At 70.6% G+C, this 15,992-nt stretch carries 16 protein-coding genes; 15 read left to right on the plus strand and 1 reads right to left on the minus strand.

Annotated elements, in window-relative coordinates; all coding sequences use genetic code 11:
• Positions 1-124: 124 nt before the first annotated feature.
• From MRBLMU1_RS20985 to MRBLMU1_RS21035, 11 genes are all read left to right on the plus strand, one after another.
• Positions 125-2,107 carry a TonB-dependent receptor plug domain-containing protein gene (locus MRBLMU1_RS20985; RefSeq protein WP_363505218.1) on the plus strand — a complete coding sequence of 661 codons (1,983 nt, stop codon included), beginning with the start codon at positions 125-127 and terminating at the stop codon, positions 2,105-2,107.
• 10 nt (positions 2,108-2,117) lie between these two features.
• Positions 2,118-2,603, plus strand: coding sequence for a YfiR family protein (locus MRBLMU1_RS20990; RefSeq protein ID WP_363505221.1), 486 nt, complete (start codon positions 2,118-2,120; stop codon positions 2,601-2,603).
• 8 nt (positions 2,604-2,611) lie between these two features.
• Positions 2,612-4,495, plus strand: a complete 1,884-nt coding sequence (locus MRBLMU1_RS20995; protein ID WP_363505224.1) for a putative bifunctional diguanylate cyclase/phosphodiesterase — start codon at positions 2,612-2,614, stop codon at positions 4,493-4,495.
• A gap of 525 nt (positions 4,496-5,020) precedes the next feature.
• Positions 5,021-5,632 (plus strand): helix-turn-helix domain-containing protein, encoded by a 612-nt coding sequence (locus tag MRBLMU1_RS21000; protein WP_363505227.1) that lies wholly within the window; start codon positions 5,021-5,023, stop codon positions 5,630-5,632.
• The gene (locus MRBLMU1_RS21005) at positions 5,629-6,378 is read left to right on the plus strand and encodes a substrate-binding domain-containing protein (protein WP_363505230.1); all 750 of its coding nucleotides are present in this window, start codon (positions 5,629-5,631) and stop codon (positions 6,376-6,378) included. The genes MRBLMU1_RS21000 and MRBLMU1_RS21005 overlap by 4 nt, the downstream gene beginning before the upstream one ends.
• Complete coding sequence (locus tag MRBLMU1_RS21010; protein WP_363505233.1) at positions 6,371-7,204, plus strand: substrate-binding domain-containing protein; 834 nt, start codon at positions 6,371-6,373, stop codon at positions 7,202-7,204. Before MRBLMU1_RS21005 ends, MRBLMU1_RS21010 begins: the two co-directional genes overlap by 8 nt.
• Before the next feature lie 17 nt (positions 7,205-7,221).
• Positions 7,222-8,328 (plus strand): TAXI family TRAP transporter solute-binding subunit, encoded by a 1,107-nt coding sequence (locus MRBLMU1_RS21015; protein ID WP_363505236.1) that lies wholly within the window; start codon positions 7,222-7,224, stop codon positions 8,326-8,328.
• Positions 8,329-8,332: 4 nt separating this feature from the next.
• Positions 8,333-10,189 carry an SLC13 family permease gene (locus MRBLMU1_RS21020; protein WP_363505239.1) on the plus strand — a complete coding sequence of 619 codons (1,857 nt, stop codon included), beginning with the start codon at positions 8,333-8,335 and terminating at the stop codon, positions 10,187-10,189.
• The gene (locus MRBLMU1_RS21025; RefSeq protein WP_363505242.1) at positions 10,189-11,217 is read left to right on the plus strand and encodes an ABC transporter substrate-binding protein; all 1,029 of its coding nucleotides are present in this window, start codon (positions 10,189-10,191) and stop codon (positions 11,215-11,217) included. Before MRBLMU1_RS21020 ends, MRBLMU1_RS21025 begins: the two co-directional genes overlap by 1 nt.
• Before the next feature lie 126 nt (positions 11,218-11,343).
• A complete protein-coding gene (locus MRBLMU1_RS21030; RefSeq protein ID WP_363505245.1) occupies positions 11,344-12,441 on the plus strand; it encodes a poly(3-hydroxybutyrate) depolymerase in 1,098 nt (365 codons plus the stop codon).
• Between the two features lie 13 nt (positions 12,442-12,454).
• Positions 12,455-13,009, plus strand: a complete 555-nt coding sequence (locus tag MRBLMU1_RS21035) for a hypothetical protein (protein ID WP_363505248.1) — start codon at positions 12,455-12,457, stop codon at positions 13,007-13,009.
• A 52-nt stretch (positions 13,010-13,061) separates the two neighbouring features.
• Here the strand turns inward: MRBLMU1_RS21035 and MRBLMU1_RS21040 are convergent, their stop codons facing one another.
• Positions 13,062-14,537, minus strand: coding sequence for a hypothetical protein (locus tag MRBLMU1_RS21040; RefSeq protein WP_363505251.1), 1,476 nt, complete (start codon positions 14,535-14,537; stop codon positions 13,062-13,064).
• On the opposite strand from MRBLMU1_RS21040, the gene MRBLMU1_RS21045 reads away from it, so the two are divergent.
• The 4 genes from MRBLMU1_RS21045 to MRBLMU1_RS21060 form a co-directional block, all read left to right on the plus strand.
• Entirely contained in the window at positions 14,536-14,691 is a 156-nt protein-coding gene (locus MRBLMU1_RS21045) for a hypothetical protein (protein ID WP_363505254.1), read from the plus strand. The two genes, MRBLMU1_RS21040 and MRBLMU1_RS21045, sit on opposite strands and share 2 nt — an antisense overlap.
• Positions 14,692-14,727: 36 nt before the next feature.
• Positions 14,728-15,258, plus strand: coding sequence for a DUF2589 domain-containing protein (locus MRBLMU1_RS21050; RefSeq protein WP_363505257.1), 531 nt, complete (start codon positions 14,728-14,730; stop codon positions 15,256-15,258).
• Between the two features lie 22 nt (positions 15,259-15,280).
• The gene (locus MRBLMU1_RS21055) at positions 15,281-15,562 is read left to right on the plus strand and encodes a hypothetical protein (protein ID WP_363505260.1); all 282 of its coding nucleotides are present in this window, start codon (positions 15,281-15,283) and stop codon (positions 15,560-15,562) included.
• The coding region (locus MRBLMU1_RS21060; protein WP_363505263.1) for a hypothetical protein at positions 15,549-15,992 on the plus strand (444 nt) is incomplete at its 3' end. The genes MRBLMU1_RS21055 and MRBLMU1_RS21060, both read left to right, overlap by 14 nt.

The following is a 15,992-nucleotide window of genomic DNA, read 5'->3' on the forward strand; positions in this document are numbered from 1 at the left end:
TAAAAAACGGCATTTATGGTCTTCACAGGGAGTAACATACTTTCCATACACCAATAATTTAATCGATATCGTGAACCCCTCTGATTGCCGTGCACCGCGCCTCCGCTGCGTCACGTTGTTTGTAATGCTGACGCTGCAGGCTGTCCGAGTCCAGGCGGCCGACGTCTCCCCACCAGAGGAACTGAGCACCCTGCCGCTGGAGAGCCTGATGGAAGTCACCATGGTGACTTCCGCCTCCCGCTTCGCCCAGCGCGTCAGCGAAGCGCCATCGGCCGTCTCGGTGCTGACCTCGCAGGATGTCCGCGAGCACGGCTGGCGCACCCTCGGGGCGGCCCTGGCCACCCTGCCCGGCCTGTACGTATCGAGCGACCGCAATTACGATTACCTGGGCGCGCGCGGCTTCCTGCGGCCGGGCGACTACGACAGCCGCTTCCTGCTGCTGATCGACGGCGTGCGCGTCAACGACAGCGTGTACGACCAGGCCTCCATCGGCGACGACAGCCTGGTCGACATGGACCTGGTGGAGCGCATCGAGTACGTGCCCGGCCCCGGCGCCGCCGTCTACGGCTCCAACGCGCTGTTCGGCGTGATCAATGTCATCACCAAGACCGGCAGCGCCATGGCCGGCGCCCAGGGCACGCTCTCGGCCGGCGGCAAGGGCGAGCGGCGCGGCCGCGCCAGCTACGGCTACCACACCCAGGACGGCACCGACGTGCTGTTCTCGGTCAAGGCCTCCACGCTGCGCGGCGGCGCGCTGTACGCGGCCGAATTCGATACGCCGGACCAGAACAACGGCCTGGCCGAGGGCCTGGACTACCAACGCACGCGCGGCGCCTTCATCAAGGCCAGCCGCGGCGGCTGGGGCTTCAGCGCCGGCCATATCACCCGCGTCAAGGGCGTGCCGACGGCGTCTTTCGGCGCCGTGTACAACGCCCCCAACTACACGCGCGACGCGCAAAGCTTCGCCAGCGTCTCGTACACCGCCGCGCCCACCGACACGGTCGCCGTGTCGACCCGCCTGGACTGGGGCCGCGCCGACTACCTGGGCATGGGCAGCTATCCGGACGACCAGGGCCGGCCGCGCGTCAACGTCGACGGCGACCACGCCGCATGGCACGCCCTGAACGTCAACGCCACGCTCACCGGCTACGCCGGACATAAGCTGCTGGCGGGCCTGGACCTCCAGCGCAACGCGCGGCGCGACCAGTTCAACTTCAATCCCGATCCCTACGAGTCGATGCTGGACGACCGCCGCGCCGACCACCGCATGGGCGCCTATGTCGAGGACGAGATGCGGCTCACGCCGAAGGTGATCGTCAACGCCGGCCTGCGTTTCGACCGCGACAGCATCACCGGCAGCCGCTTCAATCCGCGCACGGCGCTGATCTGGCAGGGCACGGACGTCGACACGGTCAAGCTGATCTACGGCACCGCATACCGCTCGCCCAACGCCTACGAGTTGTACTACGCGGTGGGCGTGGGCGAAGGCGGCCAGGCGGCCAACCCGCGCCTGCGCGCCGAGGAGATCTCCACCCACGAACTGGTGTGGGAACGCCGGCCGGACGCCTACAGCAAATTGTCGCTGGCGATGTTCCACTACCGCATCGACGGTCTGATCACCGAAACCTTGCGCGAGGACGGCCTGCTGGTGTTCGACAACACCGAGCGCGCGTCGGCGAACGGCATCGAACTGGCGGGCGAACGCCTGTTTTCGGGCGGCACCCGGCTGCGCGCCAACTACGCCTGGCAACACGTGCGCGACGGCGACGGCGCCAGGCCGGTCAACTCACCACGCCACCTGGCCAAGCTCAACGCCACCTGGCCGCTGCCGGGGACGGGCGCGGGGCCGCTCGAAGCGCTCCGGCTCGGCGTGGAGGGCCTATGCATGTCGGGCCGGCTCACCGAGAACGCCGCCACCGCCGGCCACTGCACCTGGAACCTGACCCTGGTGCCCGCGCGCAAGCGCGCCTCCGGACTGGACTGGTCGCTCAGCTTCTACAACGCCGCCAATCGCCGCTATGCGGACCCGGCCGGCCCGGCGTTTGTGCAGGAAGCGATTCCACGCGAGGGGCGCACCATCACCGCCAAGCTCGGTTATGCATTCTGAACCGAACACCATGAAACTCCTGCTGCTGTGGTGCACCGCGCTGTCGCTGCTCGTGCTGGCGCGGGCCGGCCTGGCGCAGTCCGACGACGCCGCGCTCAAGGCGGCATACGTCTACAACATCGCCCAGTTCACCACCTGGCCCGGCGCCGAGGCGGCGCGCCCGCTGACCGTTTGCCTGAGCAGCGCGCACGCCCTGTGGGACAGCCTGCGCAAGCTGCAGGGCAAGCCGGTCGGCGAGCGCAAGCTCGCCGTGCTCGAACCGGGGCCGGGAACGCAATGCGACGTCGCCGTGTTGCGCGCCGGCGCCACGCGCCCCACCACCGCCGCCAGCGGCACCCTCGCCATCGTCGACGAGCCCAAGAACGGCTACGCCGGCGCCGTCGCGCTGGTCGAGGAGGACCAGCATCTGCGCTTCGACATCGACACCGTGGAAGCGGCGCGCGCCGGCCTGCGGTTCAGTTCACGCCTGCTGCGGCTGGCGAGGAACGTCCGATGAAGCGCAAGGTGAATCACCAACGCGCCCTCGCGCCGGCGCCGATCTCCAGCGCGCTCGGCACCGGCCAGATCATCGCTGCGGCCGCCGCGCTGGTGATCGCCGGCGCCGTGTTGATCGCCTACCAGCTGCTCGACATGCGCCACACCTTGATCGAGGGCGCCAGGGTGCAGGCGGCGATCGTGGCCGACAGCGTGACCGCGCCGCTGATGTTCCGCGACCGCGACGCCGGCCGGGACGCGCTGCACGCGTTCCGCTACGCCCCCGGCCTGCGCGCGGTCGGCGTGTACGACCGGGAGGGCAATCTGTTCGCCGAGTTCTCCTATCCCGACAGCCGTCTGCCGGCGCGCCAGCCGCCCGACGGCGCCGTGCCGGACGGCATGATCACCGTGACCGACACGGTGCGTTACCGCGACACGACGCTGGGCCGCACGGTGCTGCATACCAGCACCGCCAAGCTGCGCGCGGTGCTGCTGCGCTACCTTGGCCTGCTGGCGGTCGCCTCGCTGCTGGCCATGCTGGTGGTGGCCGCGCTGAGCCGCAAAACGCGGGCGCGGGCCGCCGCCGCCGAGCGCAAGCTCGATTACATGGCCCACACCGACCACGTGACGCGCCTGCCCAACCGCCACGCCACCTACGCCCGCCTGAGCGCCGACCTGGCGCGCGCCCAGGCGGAGGGACAGCAACTGGCGCTGCTGCTGGTCGACCTGGACAACTTCAAGCTGGTCAACGACACCGCCGGCCACGCCGTCGGCGACGAACTGCTCCAGCATGTGGCCGAGGCGCTCACCGGCGCGGTCCGTCCGTCCGACCTGGTGGGCCGCATCGGCGGCGACGAGTTCGCGATCATCGCCGGCCCGGTGCCGGACCGCGCCGCCGCGCTGGCGCTGGCCGCCGGCGTGACGCGGGCGCTGCAGGCGCCGTTCCAGCTCACGCAGGGCGAGTTCTTCGCCACCGGCAGCGTGGGCTTCTGCCTGTACCCGGACGACGCCCGCACCATGGGCGAGCTGATGAGCAGCGCCGACACCGCCCTGTACCATGCCAAGCACGGCGGGCGCAACCGGCTCGCCGAGTTCGTGCCGGCCATGACGGCCGCCACCCAGCGCCGCGCCGCGCTGGAACGGGAGCTGCGCCGCGCCATCGAGCAGGACCGCCTGTCGGTGCACTACCAGCCGCAATTCGGCTGCGCCGGCGGCGCGCTGGTCGGGGTCGAGGCGCTGCTGCGCTGGAACCATCCGGAACACGGCCCGGTGTCGCCGGCCGAATTCATTCCGATCGCCGAAGAAAGCGGATTGATCGTGCAACTGGGCCGCTGGGTGCTGCATCGCGCCTGCGACCAGGTCGCCGCGTGGGAGCGCGCCGGCGCGCCGGCGCTGACGGTGGCGGTCAACATGTCGGCCCGCCAGCTGCGCGAGCCGTGCTTCATCGACGATGTGACGCGCGCGCTGGCGCGTAGCGGCCTGGCGCCGGGCCGGCTCGAACTGGAGCTCACCGAGAGCGTGCTGATGGAGGACGTCGACGGCGCCATCGCCTTCATGCACGCCGTGCGCGCGCTCGGCGTGCGGCTGGCGATCGACGATTTCGGCACCGGCTACTCGTCGCTGGCCTACCTGCAATGCTTCCCCATCAACCAGCTCAAGGTCGACCGCAGCTTCGTGCAATTGCTGCCCAAGCGCGGCGAAACCATCGTCCACGCCATCCTGGCGCTGGCGCGCGGCTTCGGCCTGTCGGTCGTGGCCGAAGGCGTCGAGGAACAGGCGCAGCTGGACTGGCTGCGCGAGGCCGGCTGCGACATCGCCCAGGGTTTCCTGCTCGGCAAGCCGATGTCACCGGACGAATTCGCCGCCCGCCACCTCGGCGGACGGACCGTGGCGCCGGCCTTGACGCCGCAGTAACGGGACGGGACCGCAGCGCGTGGCCGCAGCGCGCGCCGCTCGAGGCCACGGCATCCAGCGCATGCGGCCAAACCGTACCAAACTGAATAACCGTCCCCGCAATATAAGCTTAAACCCGGGCCTGGACTCGCGCCCGGACATAATCATCGCGCGAAACCGGTTCGATACCGACATTTAATTGACTAGCCTTTCCCCATACTCCGTCAAGCAGCGGAATATTCCCCGCCGACCTTACCTCCCCAACCTTTTAAATTAATACCGGGAGACAGCGCGGGAGAGATTCCAGAAAAGCCCGTTCAAAACGCGCCGTTATATTTCCAATATTAAAAGGAATAAAACTTCACCGCGCATCGCAGGGCCAAGCCTCCCTTATGCGCCCGAGCCGAGTTCAAAAATAAAAGCATGAGGCTTTCCTTATTTCTCTTGATTGGCGTTGCAAGCAAATCGTTCGCCAGATAACGTCAGGATAGAATGTTTTTCGTGGCCTAATATTTATCCGTTGGCAACAAACAATATTGGGCTAATATGAACGATCTTCTTTTACTGGGACGCAGTTCCGACTCGACCGACGAGTTGGCGAACCTCTTCCAAAATGCCGGCTATAAAGTCGTCGAGGTTAAGGATGTAATCGCGTGTTGCCGTCAATTGCGCGAGAATATCCCTTCGACGGAAACCGACAAGGCGCCGCCGCCGCAGGACTTGCCGGTGGCCGAGGACCACCGCGCCATCACCATTTTCAACGCAAACTCCTCCAAAGCGGGGCGCCGAGCCCATTCCCGCGAGGAGCAATTGCGTGAATGCATCGTCAGCCTGGCGCGCCAACTGACGCCGGGCTGGCGCCTGAGCATGCGCCACCGGCATCTGGAAACGCCGGACGGCGCCGTGATCGAACTGACCAGCCTTGAGTTCACCTTCATCAAGATGTTCACCGTGGTGGAGGTCGGCGAGGCGGTCTCGCGCAAGCTCATCGTGCAGGCCTTCGGCGAGGACTACCTGAGCTACGACCAGAACCGCATCGACACGCTGGTGCGCCGCCTGCGGCAAAAGATCGAGGTGCGCACCGGCGTCAAGCTGCCGCTGAACACCGAGCGCGTGCGCGGCTTCTCGTTCGGCGACACCTTGATCATCGACCTATGAGCGCCGCCCCCCTCCGCGCGCCGGCGCTGCAGCTGACCGGCTCGACGACCCTGCAGCCGCGCATGCAGCGCGTCGCCGAGTCGTACATGGGCGCGCACCAGGCCCGCATCGTCGTCAACGGCGGCTGCGGCACCGCGCGCGGCTACAAGGCGCTGCTCGACGGCGTGACCGACATCGCCATGGCCAGCGGCGCGCAGTCCGACCTGCTGTCGGCCGCCGCCGCCGCGCGCGGCCAAGTGTTCCACGCCAGCGTCATCAGCCGCGACCCGATCGTCCCGGTGGTGCACGCCACCAATCCGGTCGAGACGCTGACCTTGCGCCAACTGCGCAACATCTTCACCGGCCGCACGGCCAACTGGCACCGCTTGGGCGGTCCCGACGAGGCCATCGAGGTGCTGGTCGGCCCGCCCGCCGGGGGCGTGTCGATCAGCTGGCGCAATCTCGTGCTGGGCGACGAAGACACCTACACGCCGTCGTGCCGGGTGCTGGACGCGGGCGCCCGGCTGGCGCGCGTGGCGGCGCGGCCGTTCGCCATCAGCTTCATGGCGGCGGCGGCCATGCCGGCGGCGCAGGTGAAAATACTGCGCGTCAATGGCGTCGCCGCCGACCTGGCGCCGCAAGACTACCCGTTGCACGCGCCGATGATGCTGGTCACGCTCGGCCCGCCGACGACGACGGCGGCGCGCTTCATCGCCTACGCCGTCGGCGCCGGCGCGCCGGCGGCGGCGGGAGACGCGCGTGAATAGGCGCGACGCCTGCGCCGTGCTGGCCGCCACGCTGGCCGGCGCGGCATGCGCGCCGAACGGCAACCCGGCGCGCCGCTCGCTGCTGATCAGCGGCGCCGACGCCATGCTGCCGCTGGTCAGGGCGCTGGCGCAAGCCTTCCTGCGCGAGCGGCGCGCCGGCTTGCCGGGCGGGAGCCCGGCGCTCGACGTCATCGTCGAGCGCGGCGGCTCGGTGCCCGCCTACATCGCCGCCAGCCGCCGGGCCATCGACGTGGCGGCGATGACGCGCGCGTTGTCCGACGCCGAGGACGGCCCCGGCGCCCGCCAGCACCTGATCGCCCGCGACGACATCGGCATCGTCGTCCATCGCGCCCTGCCGCTGGCGGACCTGGCGCGCGCGCAGGTGCGCGGCCTGCTCACCGGCGAGATCGCCAACTGGCGCGCGCTGGGCGGGCCGGACCTGCCGGTGACGGTGTACGCCCATCCGCGCGGCGCGCCGGCCCGCCAGTCGACCGAGCAATTGCTGCTCGAGGGCGCCGACTTCTCGCCGGAGGCGCGCGAGCTGGCCGGCGAGGCGGCGCTGGCGGCGGTGGCGGCCACCCCGGGCGCGATCGGCTACCTGGCCGGCCACGCGCGCGGCGGGCGCGAGCCGGTGGCGCTGCTGGCGGTCGACGGCGTGCCGCCCACCGCCGCCACCGTGCTGTCGGGCCGCTATCCCTACACCCACGGCTTCCACCTGCTGCTGCACGGCGAGCCCGGCGGCGAGCGCGAGGCCTTCGTGCGCTTCGCCCGCGGCGCCGCCGGCCAGGCGCTGGTCGCCGGCTTCGGCCTGGTCGCCGTTTGCTGATCCCTCGAGGAGAACCCATGCCCCATCCCCCCACCCTGGCGCCGCTGGCGCGGCGCTGGCGGCGCCACGGCCCGGCGGCGCGCGCGCTGGCGGCGGCCGGCATGCTGGCCCTGGCCGGCCTGGCGGCCGCCTCGCTGCTCGAACTGCTGCCGCGCGAGCATGCGATGACCATCTCCGGTGGCGACCTCACCGGCAACCGCCATTTCCTCGCCCGGGCGCTGCAGGAGACGGCCGCCGGCAACGGCGTGACGCTCTCGCTGCGCCCGACCGGCGGCTCGCAGGAGGCGCTGGCGCTGGTGGCGGCCGGCAAACTCGACCTGGCCTTCATCCAGGGCGGCCTCGACCTGCCCGACCGCAACGTGGTGCAGGTGGCCACGGTGGCGCCGGAACTGCTGCACTTCCTGGCCCGCCCGGACATCGACGCCATCACCGCGCTGCGCGGCCGCCGCGTCAACCTCAACAGCCAAAAGGGCGGCACCCGGCTCATCGCCCACCAGGTCCTGGCCTTCGCCGGCCTGCGCGCCGGGATCGACTACATCGAGTCGAACATCCCCACCGACCAGCTGCTCGAACAGCGCGGCGAACGCCTGCCCGACGCCATCGTCGTCACCTCGTTCGCCCCCTCCGACGTCGTCGACTACCTCGTCAAGCAGCAGGGCTACCACCTGCTGGAAGTGCCGTTCGCGCCGGCCTTCGCGCTGCGCCACGCGTGGGCCGCCGACGCCGAGATCGGCGCCTGCACCTACGGCGGGGCGCCGCCGGTGCCGCCACGCGCCATCAAAACCGTCGGCATCAAGCTGCGCCTGGTGGCCAACCGCCGTGTCGAGGCGCGCGCCATCGTCAAGCTGCTGGAGACGCTGTACGGGCCGGCGCTGGCCGCGCGGCTGCCGATCCGCCTGGACGAGGCGGCCATCCTGTCGGCCGGCGGCCCGGCCCCCTCCGAGGGCACCCGCCGCTTCATCGACCGCGACAAGCCGCTGTTCTCGCGCGCCTTGCTCGAGCAGCTCAAGGCCGCCATCGGGCTGGCGGCGTCGGTCTTTTCGGCCGTGCTGGTGGTGCTCAAGTGGTTCAACGCCGGGCCGTCCGGCGACGCCCCGGCGGGCGACGACCGGCACAAGGAGTAGACCGGTGCGCGCCCCCGACTCCGAGGCCGAGGCCGACATCGACGCCGCCGCCCGCCTGCTCGACGACGCCCTGCTCGGCCGCGCCGGCCGCCCGGGCCTGGCGCGCCTGCTGGCCCAGGCGCGGCGCCGCCGCTTCGGCGCCGGCGCGCCGATCTACGCCGCCGGCGACGCCGCCGACTGTTTCTATCTGCTGCTCGACGGCGCCGTTACGCTGGTTTCGCCGCTGGGCCGGCGCCGCCCGGTGCGCGCCGGGCGCTTCGGCGAGGAGGCGGCGACCGACGCCCACGCCTACCTGACCGGCGCCGTCGCCGCCGCCGACGCCACCGTGCTGTGCCTGCCCCGTGCGGCGATGCAGGCGCTGGCCGAGGCCCATCCGGCGCTGCGCACCGACCTGCTGCTGTCGCTGGCCAGCCACCTGGCCGGCGAGACGCTGGCGCGCCCGCCGCGGCCGCGGCCGCCGGAAGCCCGCCGGCGCCACGCCGCCCCGGGCTGGCTGCTGGTCATCGCGTTGCCGCTGCTGACACTGGCCTGGGGCGACGCCCTCGGCGTCGGGCGCGGCGGCGTGATCTTCCTGGCCATCTTCTCAGCGACGATCGCGATGTGGGTCTTCAGCCTGGTCGACGACTACATCCCGGCGCTGTTCGCGCTGCTGGCGACCTTGCTGACCGGCCTGGTGCCGGTGCCGGTGATCCTGTCCGGCTTCGCCTCGGACGGCTTCATGATGGCGCTCAGCACCCTGGCGCTGGGCACGGTGGTGGTCAGCTCGGGCCTGGGCTACCGCGTCATGCTGCTATTGCTGCGGCGCCTGCCCAACGGCCAGGGCTGGCACAACGCCGGCCTGTTCGCCACCGGGCTGCTGCTGACGCCGATCATCCCCACCGCCAACGGCCGCATCGCGCTGCTGGCGCCGTTCTACGCCGACATGGCCGACAACCTGCGCCTGCGCCGGCCCGGCCCGGCGGCGGGCCGGCTGGCGCTCAGCTGCTTCGGCGGCGGTACGCTGTTCTCGGCCATCTTCATCACCAGCAAGTCAGTCAACTTCGCCGTCTTCGGCCTGCTGTCGCCGCAGGGACAGGACCACTTCCAGTGGATGGCCTGGCTGCGCGCGGCGCTGGTGACGGCGGCCGTGCTGCTGGCGGCGCAGGCGGCGGCGATCGCCCTGGGCTGGCGCAACGGCGAGCGGCCGCACCTTCCGCGCGCCCTGCTGGACCGGCAGCGCGCCCTGCTCGGCCCGCTGACCGGGCGCGAGCGGGCCGCGCTGGCCGGCGTCGCCTTCATGGCGGCCGGCATCGTCACCGGCTCGCTGCACAAGGTGCAGGCGCCGTGGCTGGGCTTCGCGATGCTGTTCGGGCTGCTGTTGTACGGCACCCTCGGCAAGCAGGAACTGAAGGAAAAGGTCGACTGGACCTTCCTGCTGTACCTGGGCGGCATCACCGGCATCGTCGCCGCCTTCAACCACCTGGGCCTGGACCGCGCGCTGGCGGCGCGCCTGCCCGACCTGGGCGCGGCCATGCGCGACCATTTCGCCCTGTTCGTGCTGGCGCTCTACGCCGTCGTCAACCTGGTCCGGCTGGCCGCGCCGAGCAACGCCACCACGGTGATCCTGGCCACCGTGCTGATGCCGCTGGCGCAGGTCAACGGCGTCAACGAATGGCTGGTCGGCTTCATCATCCTGGTGTTCTCGGAGATCTGGTGGCTGCCCTACCAGTGCAGCTACTACCTGCCGATGCGCCAGATGAACCGCGCCGCGCCGCTGTACGGCGAGACCCGTTTCCTGCTGCTCAACGCCTTGCTGAACCTGGTCCGCCTGCTGGCCGTCTACGCCGCCTTCCCCTATTGGAAAATACTGGGGCTACGCTGATGCCACGCCTGGAAAAAATCTTGCTCGGCCTGTTCATGTGCGGCGCGCTGCTGCTGTTCGGCTGGTACAACGTCAGCAAGCCGAGCATCCTGGTGCTGCACAGCTACGATCCTGACTACGCCTGGGTGCGGGACATCAACGTCGGCCTGAACCGCGTACTGGACCGCAAGTACCTGTACCAGGTGCGCTGGTACTACATGGACACCAAACGCCATCCATCGGCCGCGTTCAAGGCCAGCGCCGGCGTGGCCGCGCGCAACGTCATCGCCACCGCCCGGCCGGACGTGGTCATCGCCATCGACGACGACGCCCAGCAATACGCGGCGCGCCACTTCGCCAACGATGCGCGCATCAAGATCGTGTTCGCCGGCGTCAACCGCGACGCCGCCGATTACGGCTACGGGCGCGCGGCCAACGTCACCGGCGTACTCGAACGCATCCCGCTGGCCGCCATGCGCGAGGCCCTGCGCAGCGCCGCCAATTTCCAGGCCTTGTCGCGGCCGCTGCGGATCGCCTTCATCGGCGACCGTTCCGAGACCGTCGGCGGCGACGCCGGCCAGGTGCGGCGCTACGCCTGGGCGCCGCTGGAATTGGGCACGGTGCTGCAGGTCGACACCTGGGCCGAGTGGCAGGCCGGCGTGCGGGCGCTGTCGGCCACCCACGACGTGGTGCTGGTGAGCGGCTACCGGGGCCTGCGGCGCGGCGCCGACAGCGCGCCGGTGCCGGCGCCCGAGGTGGTGGCCTGGACCGAGGCCCACTCGGCGGCGCCGGTGGTCTCGTTCAACGGCTTCTACATCGAGGACGGCGGCATGCTGGCGATCGGCAGCTCGCCCTACGAACAGGGCGAGGTCGCCGGCCGCATGGCGCTGCAAATCGTGCTCGGGCACCGCGCGCCGGCCTCCTTGCCGGTGGCGGCGTCGCGCCAGTTCATCGTCACGATGAACGGCGCCAGCATGCGCGCCAGGCGCTTCGAACTGCCGCTGGTGTACGAGGCGGCGGCGCGCACCGGCAACCAGTATTTGCCGTGATTCGCCTCGATCCCTTGGCCGGGGCGCATGGTCAGCAATGGCCATGTCCGGACGCCGCGCGCTGCCTATAGTTGAACGGCAGCGCCTTCGGCCTGCATCCGTCCGACCCACTCTGAAAGGTAGACCATGACACGCTATATCTCCGCCGCGCTGCTGGCCGGCGCCTGCCGGCTCGCGCTGGCCGCTCCGCCCGCCCCCCTGCCCGCCCTCGGCGCCGACCTGACCCGCACCACGGTGTCCGGGCTCTCCTCGGGCGCCTTCATGGCCGCCCAGCTGGCCACGGCCTATTCGGCGCGCTTCGTCGGCGTCGGCGTCATCGCCGGCGGCCCGTACTACTGCGCCGGCACGTACCCGTCGCAAAGCCTGATGGCCAACGCCACCACCACCTGCATGACGCCGCCGATCGCGGCGGCCGGACCGGACGCCGGCATCTCGTGGATCAACGCCAACCAGTTCGCCGAGCAAGGGTTGATCGACCCGGTCGGCAATGTCGGCAAGCAAACGCTGTACGCGTTCAGCGGCAGCGGCGACCGCACCGTCAAGACCATCGTCGTCGACGCCGTCGAGCGGTACTACCTGAAGGCCGGGGTGCCGCCGCAACGCATCACCTACGACAAGAGCACCGGCGCCGGCCACGCCATCATCACGCGCGGCGCCGGCGTGCCGTGCGAAAAGACCGATGCCCCGTACATCAACGACTGCGGCTTCGTGCAGGCCGACGTGCTGCTGCGCCGCCTGTACGGCGCGGACAGCCGGCCGGCCAACGACGGCGTGGCGGCAGGCCGCACGCTGGCCTTCGCCCAAAGCGAGTTCGTCGACGACAAGCGGGCCAGCATGGACGCGACGGCCTACGTCTACGTGCCGAGCGCTTGCGAACGCGAATCGTGCGCCGTGCATGTCGCCCTGCACGGCTGCGAGCAGGGCGCCAGCCGCATCGGCGACCGCTTTTACGGCGGCACCGGCTACAACCAGTTCGCCGACACCAACCGGCTCATCATCCTGTATCCGCAGGCGGTGGCCTCGGCCGGCATCCCGGCCAACCCCAAAGGCTGCTGGGACTTCTGGGGCTATTCGACGGCCAGGAACACGCCGCCCTACGATCCCGCGCGGCCGCCGTTCTTCGCCAAGGGCGCGCCGCAAATGGCCGCCATCGTGCGCATGATCGACCGCCTGGGCATGGCGCGCCGCACCCCCGCCGCCGCCTCCTCCTCCAACCGCCCTTGAAAAGGACACCACCATGACCCCCACTCCACTTTCCGCCTGGCTCGCCTTCGGCCAGGCGTCGCTGGCCATGTGCCGGCAGCTGAACGAGGCTTCCCAAGCCGGCCTGAAGCAGGCTGGCGCCCGATCACCGGATCGACAGGCGGCGCTGGCGCTCTCGCTCAAGAACGCGCTCGACCTCGGCCAGCAATGGAAGCAACTGCAGGGTGAAGTGTTCACCAGCCTGTTGCACACGCAGTTGACGGCGCTGAAGTCGCAGGGGCAATCGGTGCCGCTGCGGGACATGCTGGCGCTGCGGCAGTCGCTGTCGGACGACCTGGCGGCGCGCCGCAGCGAGGCCGTCAAGGCGCTGGCGGCACGCGCCGAGGCCTGCATCGACGATCTGTGCCGGGCGAACGGCGGCGAGGAGATCGCCATCGTGGTGGCCGGCTTCGCCGAGGATGTCGGCGGCACGCTGCGCGGGCACACCGAACAGAGCTTCACGCTGCTCAACGCCGCCGGCGCGGCGGCCACCGTGCTCACCCACCGCGCGCTCGACGAGGCCATCGCCGCCGCGCCATCCAAAGACTGACGCCGCGCGTCCCCGAAAAAGTCCATCCCGGCCAGCCGCGATGGGCTTTTTTTCATGGTGCTGGCGCGGCCGGCGCCGTCACGACGGGGGCGTCGGCGGCGGCGTCGGCGTCGATCCCGGCCTCCTGCGCCGGCACGGCCGCGTCGGACGGCATGTCCAGCATATAGGCCGGCAACACCCGCCCGAACATGGCGCCGAACATGGCGCCGGCCTGGGCCGCGGCCAGCCGGAATTGCCGCCGCAGCTCCTCCGCCACGCGCGGATCGGCGGCGGCGCGGTAGCGCCGCTGCAGGCTCTGCATGCCGCGCAACTGGTCCTGCAGCGGCGTGAGCTGGTCGGCCGCCGCGCGCCCGCCGACGTAGGCGCCCTGGCTCATGCCCATCAAGGTCAGCAAGGTGGCCGAGATCTGGATGTTGCCCAGCTCGTTGGCGCCGCTGGCGATAACATACGCGGCGATGACGAAGGTGAACACCAGCATCTGGAACTTGTAGATGTCGAAGCGCTTGTTGGTCAACAGCAGGCCGCTGGGACGGCCCTTGCCGTGCAGGTCGGCGATCGGCGCGGTGAACCAGCCGAGCTGCTGCACGTACTGGTAGATCGCCGGGTCGAGATCCTTGCGGATGGCGATCGCGGCCTGGCTGGCGGCGGTGCCGGCGGTCGAGATGCCGATCAGGTACAGCAGGTCGGTCGACAACTCCTGCAGCAGGCCGGTGCGCAGCCACTGGTAGAACAGCAGCGTGGCCACGATCAGCGTAAACACCAGCATCTGCAACTGCGACAGGCTGGCCTGGCCGTTGGCGCCGGTGATATTCCACGGCAGCAGGCGGCCGGCGCCGCCGCGCCAGCGCCGCCCCGGCGCGCCGCCGGCGCCGGGCACGCGCGCGCCCGGCGGAATGGCGGCGGCCGCCACCAGATAGAAGCAGGCGGCGAACAGCAGCGCCGCGACGATGCTCGCGCCCTTGCCGGAGACGGTGAGCGCCAGGTCGCGGCCGAAATACGGCCGGCCGCGCTCGCCGGCGTCGTAGGCGAAGGCGGCGATCTTCAGGTGCAGCGACTGGTCGCGCGCCCAGAACTTCCAGAACGGCGGCGGCGCGGCGGCGCCGTCGAAGTCGTCGACGGCCGGCACGCGGAAGTAGACGCGCGTGGCGACCTCGGTCTGGTCGGCGTCGCGCGGGCTGGCGCTCTTGACCATCTCCACGCTTTCGACCTCCAGCGGCAACGTCAACAGCGCGCGGTGGCGCCGCAGTTCGAAATAGCCCAGCACGCAAATGCGGTCGAGCCGTTCGGCGAAATTGGGCGAGATGGACAGATAGCCCAGCGCGCCGCTTGCCAGGCTCGGCGACGGCAAGGTGACCCGGGCGTTGTCCAGCGTGGCGATGGCGGCGGCGACCGGCGACCGCAGGCGGGCCACCCGCGCGGCGGCCGGCTCGCCCGGACGCGGCGTGCAGGCGTCCCCGCCGCCGGCGTCCTGCGCGGCGGCGGCGCCCGCCCCCAGCGCCCACACCAAGATGCAAAGCAACAATCTCATGGTCGTCCTCCCGATGGCAATGGCGGCCGGCGCGGCGCGCCGGCCCAGCATCATGGTGGGGCCGCCGGCCGCGCGCACGCTGACGCTCGCTGGCGGCGCGCCAGTATTGGTCAGCGACGACGCGCCCCGCCCCGCTATGCTCGATTGGCGCTGACAGCCGTCGGCGACCAACCACTACACGGGAATAGAGATGGCTATCTTGACGAGTCTGGAAGACATGGTGCGGGCGATCGCCGGCTCCGTGATGAACGCGCAGCACATGGTGGAGAAGGCGCAGCTGGCCAACATCGCCTCGTTTTTCGACGATCACAAGCAGCCCACGGTGATGGAGCTGGAACTGCCGGCCATCCACAGCACCGCGCCGGCCGACGCCAACTACCTGTACCGCGTGCCGCTGCTGTCGCTGGTGCCGCACAGCTCGCTGGTGATCGGCGAGGCGGAGATCGAACTGGACGTCGAGCTGGGCGACTTCGAGGAACACGAGCGCACCGGCGCGCACGACGATCTGATCGACCAACTGGGGCGCGCCGCCCCGGCCGAAAGAAAGGCCGCGCTGATGGTCAACCTGGCCCACGGCGGCCTGGCCGCCAAGAACGGCAACGCCGTGCACATCAAGCTCAAGCTGGTCGCCAACGACAAGTCGGAAGGGCTGGCGCGGCTGGTCGACGACGTCGTCAAGGCCCAGGGCCCGGCCGCCGCGCGCACCCAGCCGCTGGCCTGAGCCCCATTTCAAGGAGACCGGCATGAGTATGGCGACCTTCCAATTGACGAACATCCGCTTCATCAAGCGCATCGTCGTCGGTAATGACAATCCGCAGAACATGCGCACCGAGGCGGAGGTCCAGGAATCGATGGACCTGGTCAACCGCTGCCTGACGGTGTCGCCGCGCGGCTACGTGCTTAATGTCGAGAAGAGCTTCGGGCTGTACAACATCGGCGAGCACCAGATCGTGCTGCAGTACGCCGTCTACCACATCGGCTTCGAGCGCAGGCCGCTGTTCCTGGACCAGCATGGCGGCGCCTAGGCGGCCCGTCGCCGAGTGCGACGACGCCTTCCTGCGCCGTGCCCTCGCGCATGCCCGGCGCGACGGCAACCTGGCGCTGGCGGCCGATGCCGAACGGCGCCGCGCGGCCATCCGCGTGGCGCCGCCGCCGTCGTTCCGCTACGTGGCGCTGCCCGTGGACGGCGACGGCGAAGGTGGCGGCGGCGCGCGCGCCATCCCGGGCGCCATGTTCCATCGCCAGTACGCGCTCTGCCTCGACACGCTCGAGCTGACCCTGCACGGCTACTGCCTGCAAAGGCGACGCGGCTGGGAGCGACGCGTGGAACAGATCTTCAGTACCCGCCCCCCGCCGCTGTGGCGGCGCCCGCTGGGCCCGGGGCCGCTGCTGGCGCTCACGGTGCGCGCGGACGCCGGCGCCACCAGCGTCCACCTGGCCGTCGCGGCGCCGGCC

Source organism: Burkholderia sp. LMU1-1-1.1, from assembly GCF_040675865.1.
In the GTDB taxonomy this organism is placed as follows: Bacteria; Pseudomonadota; Gammaproteobacteria; order Burkholderiales; family Burkholderiaceae_D; genus Rugamonas.

Excerpts from the sequence above, each read along its gene's own strand:
- MRBLMU1_RS20985 (WP_363505218.1), top strand. The coding sequence starts at position 125 with ATGCTGACGCTGCAGGCTGTCCGAGTCCAGGCGGCCGACGTCTCCCCA.
- MRBLMU1_RS20990 (WP_363505221.1), top strand. The coding sequence starts at position 2,118 with ATGAAACTCCTGCTGCTGTGGTGCACCGCGCTGTCGCTGCTCGTGCTG.
- MRBLMU1_RS21000 (WP_363505227.1), top strand. The coding sequence starts at position 5,021 with ATGAACGATCTTCTTTTACTGGGACGCAGTTCCGACTCGACCGACGAG.
- MRBLMU1_RS21005 (WP_363505230.1), top strand. The coding sequence starts at position 5,629 with ATGAGCGCCGCCCCCCTCCGCGCGCCGGCGCTGCAGCTGACCGGCTCG.
- MRBLMU1_RS21015 (WP_363505236.1), top strand. The coding sequence starts at position 7,222 with ATGCCCCATCCCCCCACCCTGGCGCCGCTGGCGCGGCGCTGGCGGCGC.
- MRBLMU1_RS21025 (WP_363505242.1), top strand. The coding sequence starts at position 10,189 with ATGCCACGCCTGGAAAAAATCTTGCTCGGCCTGTTCATGTGCGGCGCG.
- MRBLMU1_RS21030 (WP_363505245.1), top strand. The coding sequence starts at position 11,344 with ATGACACGCTATATCTCCGCCGCGCTGCTGGCCGGCGCCTGCCGGCTC.
- MRBLMU1_RS21035 (WP_363505248.1), top strand. The coding sequence starts at position 12,455 with ATGACCCCCACTCCACTTTCCGCCTGGCTCGCCTTCGGCCAGGCGTCG.
- MRBLMU1_RS21045 (WP_363505254.1), top strand. The coding sequence starts at position 14,536 with ATGGTCGTCCTCCCGATGGCAATGGCGGCCGGCGCGGCGCGCCGGCCC.
- MRBLMU1_RS21040 (WP_363505251.1), bottom strand. The coding sequence starts at position 14,537 with ATGAGATTGTTGCTTTGCATCTTGGTGTGGGCGCTGGGGGCGGGCGCC.
- MRBLMU1_RS21050 (WP_363505257.1), top strand. The coding sequence starts at position 14,728 with ATGGCTATCTTGACGAGTCTGGAAGACATGGTGCGGGCGATCGCCGGC.
- MRBLMU1_RS21055 (WP_363505260.1), top strand. The coding sequence starts at position 15,281 with ATGAGTATGGCGACCTTCCAATTGACGAACATCCGCTTCATCAAGCGC.